Origin of the sequence: Hymenobacter gummosus, from assembly GCF_003970915.1 — a bacterium.
Taxonomy (GTDB): Bacteria; Bacteroidota; Bacteroidia; order Cytophagales; family Hymenobacteraceae; genus Solirubrum; species Solirubrum gummosum.
Genome location: NZ_RXOF01000016.1, coordinates 60,421 through 75,109, shown reverse-complemented (window position 1 = coordinate 75,109; position 14,689 = coordinate 60,421). Strand labels below are relative to the sequence as shown.

The following is a 14,689-nucleotide window of genomic DNA, read 5'->3' as shown; positions in this document are numbered from 1 at the left end:
CCATCGACCATTCGACCTATGGAATTTCTCATCAGCGGCGCGGGCATTGGGGGCCTGGCCACGGCCCTGGCCCTGCGGCAGCTCGGGCACCGGGTACAGGTATTCGAAGCCGCCGCGGAGCTGCGCGAAATCGGGGCGGGCGTGGTGCTCGGGGCCAACGCCATGCGGGCCCTGGACCGCCTGGGCGTGCACGCGGCGGTGCGCGCCGCCGGCCACCCCGTCACCGGCATCGGCCTGCTCGACGAGCGGGGCCGGGTGCTCAACGACGTGGACACCCGCGCCTTTACGGCCCCGCTGGGCTACGACAACCTGGCCATTCACCGGGCCGAGCTGCAGCGGGTGCTGCGCCAGCACCTGCCCGCTGAGTGCCTGCACTTGGGCAAGGCGCTGACCCGTTTCGAGCAGACCGCCAACCACGTCACGGCCTACTTCGCCGACGGTTCGCAGGCCACGGCCGACGCCTTGGTGGCCGCCGACGGCATCCGCTCCCGCGCCCGCCTGCAGCTGCTGCCCGACGCGCAGCCGCGCTACGCGGGCTACACCTGCTGGCGGGGCGTGACCGATGCCGCCGTGCTAGGGCTGCCGCCCGGGCGCAGCACCGAAAGCTGGGGCCGGACCGGGCGCTTCGGCATGGTGCCGCTGGCCGACGGGCAGGTGTACTGGTTTGCCTGCGTCAACAGCCCGACCGCCCAGAACCCGACGTACCGCGCCTGGGGCTTGCCCGAGCTGCGCCAGCACTTTGCCCGCTTCCACGCCCCCATTCCGGAACTGCTACAGCTCACCCGGCCCGAGGAAGTGCTTTGGGGCGACATCATCGACCTGAAGCCCATCGGGCAGTTTGCCCACGGCCGGGTGCTGCTGCTCGGCGACGCGGCCCACGCCACCACGCCCAACATGGGCCAGGGCGCCGGGCAGGCCGTGGAAGACGCGGCCATGCTGGCCCGCTGCCTGCAGGAAGAATCTACCCTGGCAGCCGCCTTCCGCCTGTTCGACCAGCGCCGCCGGCCGCGCACCACGCGCATCGTGCGGCAGTCGTGGCAGCTGGGGCAGGTGGCGCAGCTGAGCCACCCGCTGCTGGTGGCACTGCGCAACGCGGTGATGCGCCGCCTGCCCGCCAGCGTGAATGCCCGGCAGATGCAGTTTCTGTACGCTGAGTAGCAGCCGGGCCTGGCACCTCTGGGCAGATGGGATTAACGTGCGGAAAACATTGGATTTTAATTCCGCAATTCGCGCTCCAAGCCCACCCAACTCTCTATCTTTCAGCCTTCCACTTCTCTTCGCTTTCTATGCAAAAACTTTACTCGTGGGCCCTCACCCTAGCGGCCGGCCTGACCCTGCTGAGCCCGGGGGCCCAGGCCCAGGGTAGGGCGGCCACGCCTTATTTCCGCGACGAGGCCGCGGCGGGCCGCTCGGCGCTGTCGGCAGCCCTGCGCCACAGCCGGGCCCTGACGCTGGACGCGGCCGGGCTGCAGGCGGCCCTGGCCACGGCTCCGGCCGAAAACCAGGTGGGGGCCCGGCCGCTCACGCTGGCCCTGCCCCTGCCCGACGGCCGCACCGCGCGCTTCGCCGTAACGGAAACCGCCCTGATGGCCCCGGCCCTGGCGGCGCAGTTTCCGCAGATCAAAACCTACCGCGGCACCGGCCTCGACGACCCAACGGCCACTGTACGCCTGGACCTGACCCCGCAGGGCTTCCACGCCCAGATCCTGTCGGGCGCCGGCACCGTGTACCTCGAACCGGCCACGCGCGGCGACCGGCAGCACGTGCTCAGCTTCTACCGCCAGGACATGAACCGGGCGGCGGCCGGGGCCGTGCCGGCGTGCCAGTTCCGGCCCACGGCCGCCGAACAGGCCGAAACGCAGCGGCTGGCCGCGGCTACCAGCGCCGGCGGCCTTGCGCAGCGCACCCTGATTGCGGTGGGCCCAACGCTGCGCACTTACCGCCTGGCCGTGGCCGCTACGGGCGAGTACACGCAGTTTCAGGGCGGCACCGTGGCCCTGGCGCAGGCCGCCATCGTCACGACAATTAACCGCGTGGTGGGCGTGTATGAAAAGGAACTGGCCGTGCGCCTGGTACTGGTGGGCAACAACAGCAGCCTGATCTATACCAACGCCGGCACCGACCCCTACACCAACGGCAATCCGACCGCGATGATCGGGGAAAACCAGACCAACCTCGACGCCATCCTTGGCTCTGGCTCCTACGACATCGGGCACGTGTTTGGCACCAATTCGGGCGGCCTGGCCGGCCTGCGCGTGGTGTGCGTGGCGGGCAACAAAGCCCGGGGCGTAACCGGCAGCGGGGCCCCCGTGGGCGACGCCTTCGACATCGACTACGTGGCCCACGAGATGGGGCACCAGTTCGGCGGCAACCACTCGTTCAACTCCGAGCAGAACGGCTGCGCCGGCAACCGCAGCAGCAACCGGGCCTACGAGCCGGGCTCGGGCAGCACCATCATGAGCTACGCCGGCCTCTGCTCCCCCGACAACCTGCAGAACAGCTCCGACGCCTACTTCCACACGGGCAACTTCGAGGAAATGGCGACGTTCATTGCCTCCACGGCCTGCGGCGGCTCTACGGCCACCGGCAACTCGGCCCCGGTAGTCACGGTCCCGGCCGTACGCACGCTGCCCATCGCCACGCCCTTCCGCCTCACGGCCACGGCCACCGACGCCAACGGTGACGCGCTGACCTACAGCTGGGAGCAGCTGAATCTGGGCTCGGCCGCCTCGCTCACCGACCCGCAGGTGGCCAACGACAACGTGCCGCTGTTCCGCTCGTTTACGGCCACCAGCTCGCCCACGCGCACCTTTCCGCGCCTCTCCGCCATCATCAGCAACAACATCCCCAGCGACGAGCGGCTGCCCACGGTGACGCGCACGCTCACCTTCCGCTGCACCGCCCGCGACCAGCGCAACGGCATCGGTGGGGTGAACTACAGTGCCAGCCTGGCCCTGCCCGTCACCAGCGCCGCCGGCCCCTTCCTGGTGACGGCGCCCAACACGGCCGTGAGCTGGACCGCTGGCAGCACCCAGACGATAACCTGGAACGTGGCCGGCACTACCGCCAACGGCGTGAACTGCGCCACCGTGAACATTCTGCTCTCGACCGACGGCGGGCAGACCTACCTCACTTCCCTGGCCAGCGGCGTGGCCAACGACGGCTCGCAGGCTATTACGGTGCCGAATACGACCAGCACCACGGCCCGCATTATGGTGGCGGCGGCCGATAACTACTTCTTCGACATTTCGAACACCAACTTTACCATTGCCGCACCCGCCTGCACCGCGCCGACCGCCCTGGCAGCGGGCAGCATCACGCAAACCTCGGCTTCGGTAAGCTTCACGGCCAGCGGCACGGCCACCTCGTACACGGTGACAACCACGCCGGCCAGCAGTTCGCAGACGGTAACGGCCAGCCCGGCGACGCTAGCGGGCCTGACGCCGGGCACCGCGTACACGGTGAACATCGTGAGCAACTGCACCGGCGGGGCTACCTCTTCGGCGGCCACGACCAGCTTCAGCACCGCGCAGGCCGTAACGGCCGCGCCCGTGGTCAGCACCCCGCCCAACGGCAGCACGCTCAACGACAACACGCCCACCTACAGCGGCACGGCCCCGGCCAACAGCACCGTCACGATAATTGTTGACGGCAGCGGCGTGGGCACTACCACGACCAACGCCGCCGGCAACTGGGTATTTACCCCGGTGACTCCCCTGCCCGACGGCCCGCACCAGGTGCGCGCCACAGCCCAGCTCAGCGGCCAAACCACCAGCCCCGATAGCAACACGAACAGCTTCACGGTGGATACCACGGCGCCCCCGGCCCCGGTGGTGACGACGCCCGCCAACGGCAGCCTGACCGCCGACAATACGCCCGCCTACTCCGGCACGGCTGAGCCCGGCTCGACGGTGACGCCCCTGGTGGACGGTAGCAGCGTGGGTAACACCACGGCCGACGGCAGCGGCAACTGGACGTTTACGCCAACTACGCCCCTGGCCGACGGCAGCCACACGGTGCGGGCCCGCGCCATTGATTTGGCCGGCAACACCAGCGTGGACAGCAACACCAATACCTTCACGGTGGACACCACGGCCCCGACGGTGACCATCAGCTCCACGGCCGGCGCTTCGGGCAGCAGCACCAGCACCTCCCCGATTCCCTTCACCGTCACCTTCTCCGAACCGGTGACGGGCTTTGTGGCGGGCGACCTGAACGTGACCAATGGCACCGTTTCGGGCTTCTCGGGCTCGGGCGACACGTACGCCTTCGCGGTGACGCCCACCGCTGCCGGCCCGGTGACGGTGAACGTGCCGGCGGCCGTAGCGCAGGACCAGGCCGGCAACGTCAACGTGGCCGCTCCCCAGTTCAGCATCAACTACGCCCCCATCACCTCGACGACCTGGACCGGCGCCAGCAGCACCGACTGGTTTACGGCCGGCAACTGGACGGCCGGCGTACCCACCGCCTCCCTCGACGCCATCATTCCCGGCGGGGTGGCGCGCATGCCGCTGATTGCGGCCGGCGCGGCCACCACCCGCGGCCTGAACATCGGCAACGGGGCCACGCTGAACCAGAGCGGCGGCACGCTGGACGTGCAGGCCGACCTGATCAGCAACGGCACCTTCCTGCCCACCGGCGGCACGGTGGTGCTGGGCACCGCGGCCCAAAGCAACGGCCCGAACATCCTGGGCAGCAGCCGCGTGCGGTTCTGGAACCTGACCATCGGCCCCAACGGCGCGCTGCTCAGCACCCTGGCCGGCGCGACGGCGCGGCGCCTGCTGACGCTCAATGGCACGCTGGAAACCCGGGGCAACACCTTCATCCTGGAATCCGACGCCAACGGCACGGCCCTGGTGGTCAACAACGGCGGGGTGGTGGCCGGCGCGGCTACGGCCCAGCGCTACATTGCCCCCGACGTCAACGCCGGCCCGGGCTACCGCCACGTAGCGGCCCCGACGAACAACGCTACGGTGAGCAGCCTGAGCACCAGCGGCTTCACCCCGACGGTTACTTCGGCCTATAACTCCTCTCCCACGCCCAACCTCGTGACGCCCTTCCCGACGGTGTTCGGCTACGAGCAGAGCCGCCTGGCTTCGGTGACCAACAACCTCTCGGCCTTCGACAAGGGCTGGGTGTCGCCGGGCTCGACGACCGATGCGCTGCCGGCGGGCAAGGGCTACACGGTGAACATTCCCGCCGGCCAGACGCTGGCCTTCACCGGCGCGCTCAACAACGGCACCCTGACGCAGACCCTGGCCCGCAACAGCGGCGCCACGGCCGCCGACGCCGGCTGGCACCTGGTGGGCAACCCCTACCCCGCGCCGCTGGACTACTCGCAGGTAGCCGCCGCCGACCGCAGCGGCCTCGACGGGGCCATTTACGTGTACCAGAGCACCGGGCCATACGTGGGGCAGTACCGCACCTACCTGGCGCCGGCCAACGTGGGCAACCCCATTCTGCCCCTGGGCCAGGCCTTCTTCGTGCGGGTGAGCAGCGGCAACACCAGCGGCACGCTCACTTTCCGCAACTCCCAGCGCCTGACCAGCTACCAGAACCCCGCCTACCAGCGCCCCACGGCCGAGACCCGGCCCTTTGTGCAGCTCACGCTGCGGCCCAGCGGCAGCAGCCCCATGTCCGACGACCTGTACGTGTACTTCGAGCAGGGCGCTACCGACGGCTTCGACAGCCAGTACGACGCGGTGAAGCTCAGCAACCCCTCGGGCCTGAACCTGTCGTCGAGCCTCTCGGCCACCCAGCGCCTGGCCATTGACGGGCGCGCGCCATTCGTCGGCCAGCAGCAGCGCGTGGTGCCGCTGGCCGTGGGCGTGCCGGCCGTGGGCAGCTATACCCTCAGCGTGGCCCAGCTGCTGAACCTGGCCGCCGTGCCCACCTACCTGCGCGACGTGCAGACCGGCGCCCTCATCGACCTGGCTCAGCAGCCGAGCTACCAGTTCACGGTGAGCAACGCCTCGGCCGTGATTACCGGCCGCTTCGAGCTGGTGTTCGACCCGCAGCGCCCCACCGCTACCACGGCCGCCCACGCCCTGCAGCTGACGGTGTGGCCCAACCCGCTGACCGGACACGCCCAGCTGAACCTGACGCTGAGCAAGTCGGTAGCGGCCGGCACCGCCACCCTGCGCGACGTGGTGGGCCGCACCGTGGCTACGCGCAGCTTCAGCGGCGCGGGCACCAGCCTGCCCACCGCGGGCCTGGCGGCGGGCACCTACCTGCTGAGCGTGGAAGCACCCGGCCTGGCCCCCGTAACCCGCCGTGTGGTGGTGGAATAAGCTGCCGCGCTGATTCGTAAAAAAGCCCCGCCGGAGCGCTCCGGCGGGGCTTTTCTGCTTGAACTGTCGACCATGCTGGCGCAAATCCTGCCAGCCTTGGGGAGCCGTTTCAGGTGAAGCGGCCAGCCGGGACCGGCGGAGGCCACGGCATCGACCAGCGTCGGTGGGCTGCGTATAAGCAAGCTCCACTATTTCTCCGCGTTATGGTCCGTTCTTCCCTGCTCGTTCTTTGCGGCCTGCTGCTGGCGCGTCCGGCCGAGGCCCAAACTCCCCAAAGAACCTCCATTGCACCGCCCGTGGGCTTTCGTTGGCAGCTGCTGCCGGAAGTGAAAGCGGCGTCGCTGCTGCCCTATACCTGGAACTACAAAGCCGAAACCAGCCGCGACGCCCAGGCCTATTTCCTGACGCGGGAGAAGATTGTGGGCAACAGCCAGTTTCAAACCGGCCTGACGCTAAACGTCGTGCGGCAGATGACGGCCAAATCCAAGCAGTCGGCGGAGGCATACGCCCAGGCGTTCAGTGCCCGCACCGGGCGCGGGGCCGGCCAGCAGGTGCTGGGGCAGGAAACCAAAACGCAGGGGGCTTTGCGCCTTTTTGGGGTGCGCTACCGCGTTGCCACGGGCGCGGCCGGCCCCAAAATCATTCAGCAATGGGCCATTGCCAACCGCAACACCGACACCTTTTACCTGCTCCTGTTCGATAGTCCGGAAAAAGACTGGCCCCAAGCCTGGAAACTGGGCGAGGAAATGATCCGGCAGCTCCGGCTCGATGCCGGCGTGTAGCCCCCCGGAACGCTTGTCTTGCCGGCGGCGCCGAGGCCGCAGCTGGTCGACTACCAGCCTGTGCAGCAGGCTGAAAGCTGGGGCGCCCGGCCTGGTCCGTGCTGGCTGGCCGAGCGGCACCCGGCAGCCTGGCTTCGCCAACCAGCCGCCACGCCTTACAGCCACAACGAGCGGTCGGGCCGTACGCGGGTGACGTTGCGCACCGGTTCGGCCTTGACTTCTTCGCGCTCCTCCTCCACTTCCTCCTCGAAGCCATCCTTGATTTTCTCCAGGGCTTCCACGTGGTCCCCCTCGTCGGCTTTTTCCACGTTGGCTTCCTGCTCGTGCTTGTCGCGGGGCTCGTAGCTAAGCTTGATGAAGATGGGGAAGTGGTCGGAGCCCACGTAGGGCAGGCGCTGCATGTCGTCGACCTTGAAGTGCGGGGAGACGAACACGTGGTCCAAGGGCCAGCGCAGCAGGCGGTAGTCGGCGTGGAAGGTGGGCAGCAGGCCGCGGCCCACGCGCGGGTCCATGAGCCCGCTGATGCGCCGGAACAGCTCGGAAGTGTGCGACCAGGCCACGTCGTTCATGTCGCCGAACACGATGGTGGGCTCGTCCTTGCGGTCGATTTCCTTGCCCACGATGAGCAGCTCGGCGTCGCGCTTGGTGCTGGTTTTGGCTTCCTGCGGGGCGGGCGGCTTGGGGTGCAGGCCGTACACGTGCAGGTGGGTTCCGTCAGGCATCTGCACGCGGGTGTGGATGCTGGGCACGTCGTCGTCGAGCAGGTACTTGATGCGGCAGCCGATGAGCGGCAGGCGCGAGAAGAACAGCAGGCCGTAGGTATTGTCGAGGGGCTCGTGGCAGGTGTAGGGGTGCGTCTGCTGCAGCGGGCGCAGCTGGTCGAGCCACCAGTTGTCGGTTTCCACGGCCATGATGATGTCGGGGTTGGCCTCGCGGATAACTTCCAGCGCCCGGGCGCCCTGCTTGTTGTACTGCAGTACGTTCATCATCAGCAGGCTCACGTGGCCGTGGCTGCCGTCGGGGGTGGAGTCGCCCACCTGCTTGCGCACCAGCGGCGTGTAGGGCAGGATGCGCACCAGCTGGTACACAATGGCGGCGCCCAGGCTGAGCATCAGCCCGCGGCCCCACCACCCGTCCCAGTGCCAGAAACCCAGCAGCCCGGCCGCGAGTAGCACCACGGCCATGACGCCCACAATCTGCAGGCGCGGAAAATCACAGATGCGAATCCACCAGGCCGTGGCCCGAATCAGCGGCAGCAGGGTGGTGATGAGGCCCACCACGCCCAGGCCGGCCACCAGGTAGGTGAGAATTTGCGGCAGCGAAACGGAGAGCAGACAGGTTTGCACGGGAAGGCAGGTGAGAGAGGAAGGCGCGGTGCAGTGTTGTACTACACCCCGTCGAGTTGGTTGCACCCAGTTGCGGTGACACGTAACAGGTGACAGGTAACAAGTTGATGGTTGTGGCCTGTCACGTGTTACTTGTTACCGGTTACCCACCTAAATATCGTCCAGCCCGCCCTTGCGCAGCTCGTCTACGGTGCGCATCACCTTGTCGCGCAGGGCGGCGCGGTACTTCTCCAGCGCGTCGGCGAGGCGGGCGTTGCTGAGGGCCAGCAGCTGCACGGCCAGCACGGCAGCGTTGGAGGCGTTGTCGAGGGCCACGGTGGCTACGGGCACGCCGGTGGGCATCTGCAGCATCGACAGGATGGAGTCGAGCCCGCCGATGGAGGTGGCCACGTTGATGGGCACGCCGATGACGGGCAGGGTGGTGAAGGCGGCCACCATGCCGGGCAGGTGGGCGGCCCCGCCCCCGCCGGCAATGATGACGCGCAAGCCGCGCTTGCGGGCCGATTCGGCGTAGTCGACGAGGCGGTGCGGGGTGCGGTGCGGCGACACCAGGGTCAGCTCGTAGGGCACCTGAAACTGGCGGAGCATTTCGGCGGCGGCGTTCATCACGCGCAGATCCGACTGCCCGCCCACGAGGATGCCGACGATAGGCGTGGGCGCGTCAGGGGTGGCGTCGGCAGGGGGAAGGGTAGTCATGTAAGCGGAAAGCGGAATACAACGGGTGGAAAGCGCGGGCGGCGCGGCCGGAGCCGGCGGCCCGAGCCTAAACATACTCAACTTCCGGCCCGCTCGTATGCCCTTCTCTCCTACCTTTGGCCGATTCCGGACCTGCCTCTGCCCTGCCCCACCGCATGGAAATCCTGCTTGCCACGTTCACCACCCTGTTTTCCGTCGTGAACCCCTTCGGGGCCATGCCGGTGTTTCTGACGCTGACCGAGCACGAAACCGCCGGCGAGCGGGCCCGCACCGCCCTGCGCGCCTGCATCTACATGGTGGGCGTGCTGGCCGTGTCGTTCTTCGCCGGCCGCTACATCCTGGATTTTTTCGGCATCAGCATCAACCACCTGCGCATTGCGGGCGGCATCCTGCTCATGCGCTCCGCCTTCGACTTGCTCACGCCGGGTGGCAACCGCGCCAAGGTGTCGGAGGCCACGCTGGAGGAAAGCATGCACAAGGACGACATTTCGTTCACGCCGCTGGCCATGCCCATGCTCTCGGGCCCGGGCTCGATGGCCGTGTGCATCGGCCTGTTCACGGAGCGCCTGAGCTACGCCGATATGGGCCTGATTGTGGCCGGCTTCGCGCTGGTAGCCGTGGCCAGCTACATCATCCTGTTTTCCTCGCTGCGGCTGACGCGCTTTCTGGGCCGCCCCGGCATGGCCGCGTTGGCGCGCATCATGGGCTTCATCACCTTGGCCATCGGCGTAAATTTCATCATGACGGCCATCAAGGCGCTGTTCATGGCGCCCGACGCACCTTAGCAGCCCTGGCGCCGGTTTAGCCGCTGCAAGCGGCGTAACCGGTGCCCGGTATAAAGCAGGTTTTCAACCTGCGTGCAGCGTTGCTACTTCAGGTCGGCATCATCATGTAGGCGCCGGCCGCAGGCTGAAAGCCTGCCCTATTTTAGGCACCGGTTACACTCGCTTCGCTCGTTAAACCGGCGCCAGTCTTGCGCTTTATCACCCTGGCCATCGGCGTGAATTTCATCATGTCGGCCATTAAGGCGCTGTTTCAGGGGTAGTTTTTGATTCAGCCGGCTTCATGCACGGCCGCGTCGCTGGTGAGGTAATATCCCCAGTAGCACAGCAACCCTATGTAGCAGAGGAGAAAGCAGCAATTGAGCAGTGCGCGCAATCCGCGCGGCGGGAATTTAGCAGCCAATATGCTTGGCAAGTGCAGCATGAAGCCGCCAAAAGACAAGATCAGTCCGAAACAGATAGCATCATCATCGAAATAATAACGACCTATTGCTCCGTAGTGGTCCTTGTAAGGTGACATAAAGACTGTCAGCCAGAGTAAGGTTACTGTCGACAACAGGTATTTAAGCACCCGGAGAATCGTGGCCATAACAGCAGTTGCGCGGTTTAGTTAGAGCTGTTTCTCGCGCTTACGATACTGTAATATGGTGACACCAGCCGTAGCATGTGATGCGGCCTCGTGCCGGTCTGGCAGCAAGCAGAGCCGGTGCCTATTGCAGTCTGACAACTGTCACCCACGCATCACCACCATCTGCGGGTTATCTTTGCCGCCCGAAACCCGCCATCTGATGTTGAAGAACGACCTGATCCTGCGTGCCGCCCGCGGCGAACAAACCGAACGTACCCCCGTGTGGCTGATGCGCCAGGCGGGCCGCATCCTGCCCGAGTACCGCGCCCTGCGCGCCCGGCTCAGCGGGTTCAAGGAGCTGGTCGAGACGCCGGAGCTGGCCGCCGAAGTCACCATTCAGCCCATCGACGCGCTGGACGTGGACGCGGCCATCATTTTCAGCGACATCCTGGTGGTGCCCGAGGCCATGGGCCTGACCTACGAAATGGTGGAAGCCCGCGGCCCGCTGTTTCCCGAGACAGTGAAATCGGCCGCCGACGTGGAGCGGCTGCGCGTGGCCGACCCCGAGGAGCACCTGGGCTACGTGCTGGAAGCCCTGCGCGTCACCAAAAAGGCCCTGAACGGCCGCGTGCCGCTCATCGGCTTCGCCGGCGCGCCGTGGACCATCCTGGCCTACATGGTGGAAGGCCACGGCTCCAAGACCTTCAGCAAGGCCCGCCGCATGCTGTTTCAGGAGCCGGAGCTGGCCCACGCCCTGCTGCGCAAAATCACCGATACGACCATTGCCTACCTGCGCGCCCAGGTGGAAGCCGGGGCCAACATGCTGCAGATTTTCGACTCCTGGGCCGGCATTCTGAACCCGCAGCACTACCACACCTTCTCGGCCAGCTACATCGGCGAAATCTGCGCCGCCATGCCCGCCGACGTGCCCGTGACGGTATTTGCCAAGGGTGCCTACTTCGCCCACGAGGACTTTGCCCAGCTGCCCTGCCGCACCATCGGGCTGGACTGGAACGAAGACCCGCGCCAGGTGCGCCCCCTCGTCGGCGACAAGACGCTGCAGGGCAACCTGGACCCCTGCGCCCTGTACGGCTCACCCGAGCAGGTGCGCGCCGCCACCATCGAGATGCTGGAACGCTTCGGGCCGCAGCGCCACATTGCCAACCTCGGCCACGGCGTGTACCCCGACACCAATCCCGACCGCGTGCGCGTGTTCATCGACACGGTGAAGGAGCACAGCCTGCGCATGCGCCAGGACGTGGGGTAGGGGAACCAGAACGTCATCCTGAGCACAGCGAACCGCAGGAAGGCGAAGCCAAGGACCTTCCTCTAACCCTGCACCAACGACAAAGCGCAGCCACCCACGCCCTAACGTTGGTGGCTGCGCTTCTTTGCAGTCACAAGCGGCGGCACCTTGTTGGTAGCGGCGGTGCGGGGTTGGAGGAAGGTCCTTGGCTTCGCCTTCCTTCGGTTCGCTGCGCTCAGGATGACGTTCTAATTTCCCTGACGCTTTTACCGTTTACAGCACCCCAGCCGCTTCCGCCTCCTGCAGCAGCCGCGTCTTCTCGATGGGCACCACGCCTACCTGCTCGCACACCAGCCCGCCGCCGAGGTTGGCCAGCGCGGCTGTGGCGGGGGCGGTCAGTCCAAGGGCCACGCACAGGGCGGCAATGCTGATAACCGTGTCGCCAGCGCCCGAGACGTCGGAAATGGTGCGCAGGTGGGCCGGCAGGTAAGTTTTATCGGCACCCTGCTGGGCAAACACGCCGTGCTCCGACAGCGTGACCAGCACCACTTCGGGGGCCAGCACCTCGCGCAAGCGGGCCACCGCCGCCTCGAAGCCGGCGCGGTCCACGTCGGGCGTGCCGAATTCGAGCTTCAGGCCCTCGCGCAGCTCTTTCAGGTTGGGCTTAAACAGCGTGCAGCCGCGGTAGGCCAGGAAGTTGCGCTTCTTCGGGTCGACGACCGTGGGCACGCCCTGGGCCCGGGCCAGCTCGATAAAGCGGGCAATGCGGTCGGCGCCCAGCACGCCCTTGTCGTAATCCTCGAAGATGACCACGTCGGCGCGGCCCAGCAGCTGGGTAAAGGCCTCGGTCAGGCCCGCGTCTTCGGTGGCCGAAAGGTCGGTTTCCACCTCCGCGTCGATGCGCAGCAGCTGCTGGTCCTGGGCCAGGATGCGCTGCTTGACGGTGGTGGGCCGCTCCTGGCTGCGCACCAGCCCGTCGGCCGAGAGCTGCCGCTCGTGCAGCAGCTGCAGCAGCTGGTCGCCCCCGGCGTCGTCGCCGATGACGGCGCAGAGCAGGGGTTTGGCGCCCAGGGCCTGCACGTTCAGGGCCACGTTGGCGGCCCCGCCGAGGCGCTGTTCGGTGCGCGTCACGTTCACCACCGGCACCGGGGCCTCGGGCGAGAGGCGGGTGGCCCGGCCCCACACGTAGGCGTCCACCATCACGTCGCCCACGATGAGCACGGTCAGGTCATTGAAGGCGGCAAACAGGTCGGGCAGCGTGGCGGGCGCGGAGGCAGCAGCGGGCATCGGGGCAAGGCAAAATGAAGCCGCAAAGATAGACCGCGGATAGAAACGGGAGCTTGCCCGGATGCACCGGTGGCCAGACCACTGGCGCGGCCCAGGAGGCACGGCGGGAAAAGATAAGCGGCCACCCCAGCACGAAACCGGCAGCGGCGGGGTTAACCTTGCACCTGGGGTTCTGACCGGCTCCTGTCCTCTCACTCCCCTCCTCCCCTGCCCCGCATGGATGAAGACCTGAAAACCAGCCTGGCCAACAACGCCAAGGCCTGGCTGGCCCTGTCCCTTTCGATTTCCGAAGCCGAAAAAGTGGCTTTCAACAAAATTCACGACGGGTTTCTCGATACCTACGGGGCCGAGTTCATGGTGCGCGTGTACCGCTCCATGGTGGAGCGCATGCTGCGCCACAGCACCAACGACGAGCGGGACCGGCTGCTCGACGCGTTCAAGCAAGCCATGGACCACGCCATCGACGAGCACCACGGCGCCCACTAAAATCTACTCGCCTTGCCCGCGGCGGCCCGTTCCCTTCCGGGAGCGGGCCGCCGCGGGCTTTTAGCGCCTGGGCCCGGTCAATAGCTCCAGCATACCAGCTTTCCTTGCCGGTCCGCCTCGCGCAGAAAGTCGCCCAGGCAGGCAAAGTCAATGTCGAAGCGGAAATCGTCGCGTCCGTTGTAGCTGTCTATACCACTGGCGCGCAGGTGCTGCTCGATTTTTTGGAGCACTGCCAGCAACTCGGCCGGCCGGCGGATGTCGGGCCGGGTGGCCTGGTACTCCCGTACCCGCTCCAGGTTGCGCTCATTCTCCTCCTGTACGCGCTGCGTCAGCAGTTCCAGATTGGGGTGCGGCCGACCGGCAAACTGTTGAAAGCGGGCGGCCTCCCGGGCTACGGCCGCGGCCAGCTCCTCCGGGGTCGGGTCGAAGGCAAAAGGCGCTTCCGGCGCCGGCTGCGCTAGGCGTATTTCCTCGGGGGTCAGCACGCCCGCGTATTTTTCCTCCAACTCTTTGCGCGTTCCGAAAACGAACACGCCGAAGGCAAAGGACTTGGTGGTCATGTGCCAGGCGTCCTGTTCCTCGGGGTCGGCGTCGAGGTGGCAGGCGAATATCTCACTCATCGGCCGCAGAGCTAGGCTTGTTCCCGCGCCAGCAGTTGTAAATGGCCCAAATGGTGCCGGCCGTGCCAGGCGTACTGCACCAGGGCCTGGTCCAGGGTGTACACGCGCTCAAACACCGGGTGATAAAACGTGCGCTGCCAGTCGGCCGCGGGGAGGTTGTGCAGCAGCACCCCCCAACGCGTGTGCAGGTACTCCAGCAGGCCCAGGGACACCATAATGGGCGTGGCTTGCACATCGGGCAGCTGCGCCCAGGCGTTGGGGTTCCAGGCCGGGATGGTGGGGTGCTCCTCGGTCAGGGCCAGGTGAAAGCGCAGGTAGTTGTGCAGGTGGGCGTCGGCCAGGTGGTGGATGACCTGCCGGCCATTCCAGCCGCCGGGGCGGTAAGGCTGCTCCAGGCGCACCCCGCCGGCGGCCTGGGCGGCTTTGCGCAGCTGGGCGGGCAGCTCGGTTAGCTGCTGGATGTATTCGTGCCGCTCGGCGGGCGTGAGCGGCTGCTCGGGTAGCTGTACCCGGCCGATGGGGTAGCGCAAATGCTCGTCGGCGTCGGTCGAAGGATTCATCGTGAGGTGAATGGAATTAGGAATGG

General features: G+C 67.0%; 12 protein-coding genes. 6 read left to right on the top strand and 6 right to left on the bottom strand.

Going from position 1 to position 14,689, the window contains the following annotated elements:
* Positions 1-18 precede the first annotated feature (18 nt).
* The 3 genes from EJV47_RS22320 (at position 19) to EJV47_RS22310 (ending at position 7,072) form a co-directional block, all read left to right on the top strand.
* Positions 19-1,158 carry an FAD-dependent monooxygenase gene (locus EJV47_RS22320; RefSeq protein ID WP_165903881.1) on the top strand — a complete coding sequence of 380 codons (1,140 nt, stop codon included), beginning with the start codon at positions 19-21 and terminating at the stop codon, positions 1,156-1,158.
* A 128-nt stretch (positions 1,159-1,286) separates the two neighbouring features.
* Positions 1,287-6,290: a reprolysin-like metallopeptidase gene (locus EJV47_RS22315; RefSeq protein WP_126695428.1), complete on the top strand. Its 5,004-nt coding sequence runs from the start codon at positions 1,287-1,289 to the stop codon at positions 6,288-6,290.
* A 203-nt stretch (positions 6,291-6,493) separates the two neighbouring features.
* The gene (locus EJV47_RS22310) at positions 6,494-7,072 is read left to right on the top strand and encodes a hypothetical protein (RefSeq protein ID WP_126695427.1); all 579 of its coding nucleotides are present in this window, start codon (positions 6,494-6,496) and stop codon (positions 7,070-7,072) included.
* Between the two features lie 155 nt (positions 7,073-7,227).
* Here EJV47_RS22310 and EJV47_RS22305 read toward each other — a convergent pair whose 3' ends face one another.
* Both EJV47_RS22305 and purE read right to left on the bottom strand, forming a co-directional pair.
* On the bottom strand, positions 7,228-8,418 hold the full coding sequence (locus EJV47_RS22305) for an endonuclease/exonuclease/phosphatase family protein (RefSeq protein WP_126695426.1): 1,191 nt from the start codon (positions 8,416-8,418) through the stop codon (positions 7,228-7,230).
* Between the two features lie 150 nt (positions 8,419-8,568).
* On the bottom strand, positions 8,569-9,114 hold the full coding sequence (gene purE, locus EJV47_RS22300; protein ID WP_126695425.1) for a 5-(carboxyamino)imidazole ribonucleotide mutase: 546 nt from the start codon (positions 9,112-9,114) through the stop codon (positions 8,569-8,571).
* A gap of 155 nt (positions 9,115-9,269) precedes the next feature.
* Here purE and EJV47_RS22295 point away from each other — a divergent pair, with 155 nt between their 5' ends.
* Positions 9,270-9,899 (top strand): MarC family protein, encoded by a 630-nt coding sequence (locus EJV47_RS22295; protein WP_126695424.1) that lies wholly within the window; start codon positions 9,270-9,272, stop codon positions 9,897-9,899.
* A 268-nt stretch (positions 9,900-10,167) separates the two neighbouring features.
* On the opposite strand, the gene EJV47_RS22290 is transcribed toward EJV47_RS22295, so the two are convergent.
* A complete protein-coding gene (locus EJV47_RS22290; RefSeq protein ID WP_126695423.1) occupies positions 10,168-10,485 on the bottom strand; it encodes a hypothetical protein in 318 nt (105 codons plus the stop codon).
* A gap of 196 nt (positions 10,486-10,681) precedes the next feature.
* Here EJV47_RS22290 and hemE point away from each other — a divergent pair, with 196 nt between their 5' ends.
* Positions 10,682-11,731: a uroporphyrinogen decarboxylase gene (hemE, locus tag EJV47_RS22285; protein WP_126695508.1), complete on the top strand. Its 1,050-nt coding sequence runs from the start codon at positions 10,682-10,684 to the stop codon at positions 11,729-11,731.
* Positions 11,732-11,983: 252 nt separating this feature from the next.
* Here the strand turns inward: hemE and EJV47_RS22280 are convergent, their stop codons facing one another.
* Complete coding sequence (locus tag EJV47_RS22280) at positions 11,984-12,997, bottom strand: bifunctional heptose 7-phosphate kinase/heptose 1-phosphate adenyltransferase (RefSeq protein ID WP_126695422.1); 1,014 nt, start codon at positions 12,995-12,997, stop codon at positions 11,984-11,986.
* Positions 12,998-13,213: 216 nt separating this feature from the next.
* Between EJV47_RS22280 and EJV47_RS22275 the strand changes: the two genes are divergently transcribed.
* Complete coding sequence (locus EJV47_RS22275) at positions 13,214-13,483, top strand: hypothetical protein (protein ID WP_126695421.1); 270 nt, start codon at positions 13,214-13,216, stop codon at positions 13,481-13,483.
* A gap of 77 nt (positions 13,484-13,560) precedes the next feature.
* On the opposite strand, the gene EJV47_RS22270 is transcribed toward EJV47_RS22275, so the two are convergent.
* Together EJV47_RS22270 and EJV47_RS22265 are read right to left on the bottom strand one after the other, a co-directional pair.
* Positions 13,561-14,103, bottom strand: coding sequence for a hypothetical protein (locus tag EJV47_RS22270; RefSeq protein WP_126695420.1), 543 nt, complete (start codon positions 14,101-14,103; stop codon positions 13,561-13,563).
* An 11-nt stretch (positions 14,104-14,114) separates the two neighbouring features.
* Positions 14,115-14,663 carry a YfiT family bacillithiol transferase gene (locus EJV47_RS22265; protein WP_126695419.1) on the bottom strand — a complete coding sequence of 183 codons (549 nt, stop codon included), beginning with the start codon at positions 14,661-14,663 and terminating at the stop codon, positions 14,115-14,117.
* Between the last annotated feature and the right edge of the window lie 26 nt (positions 14,664-14,689).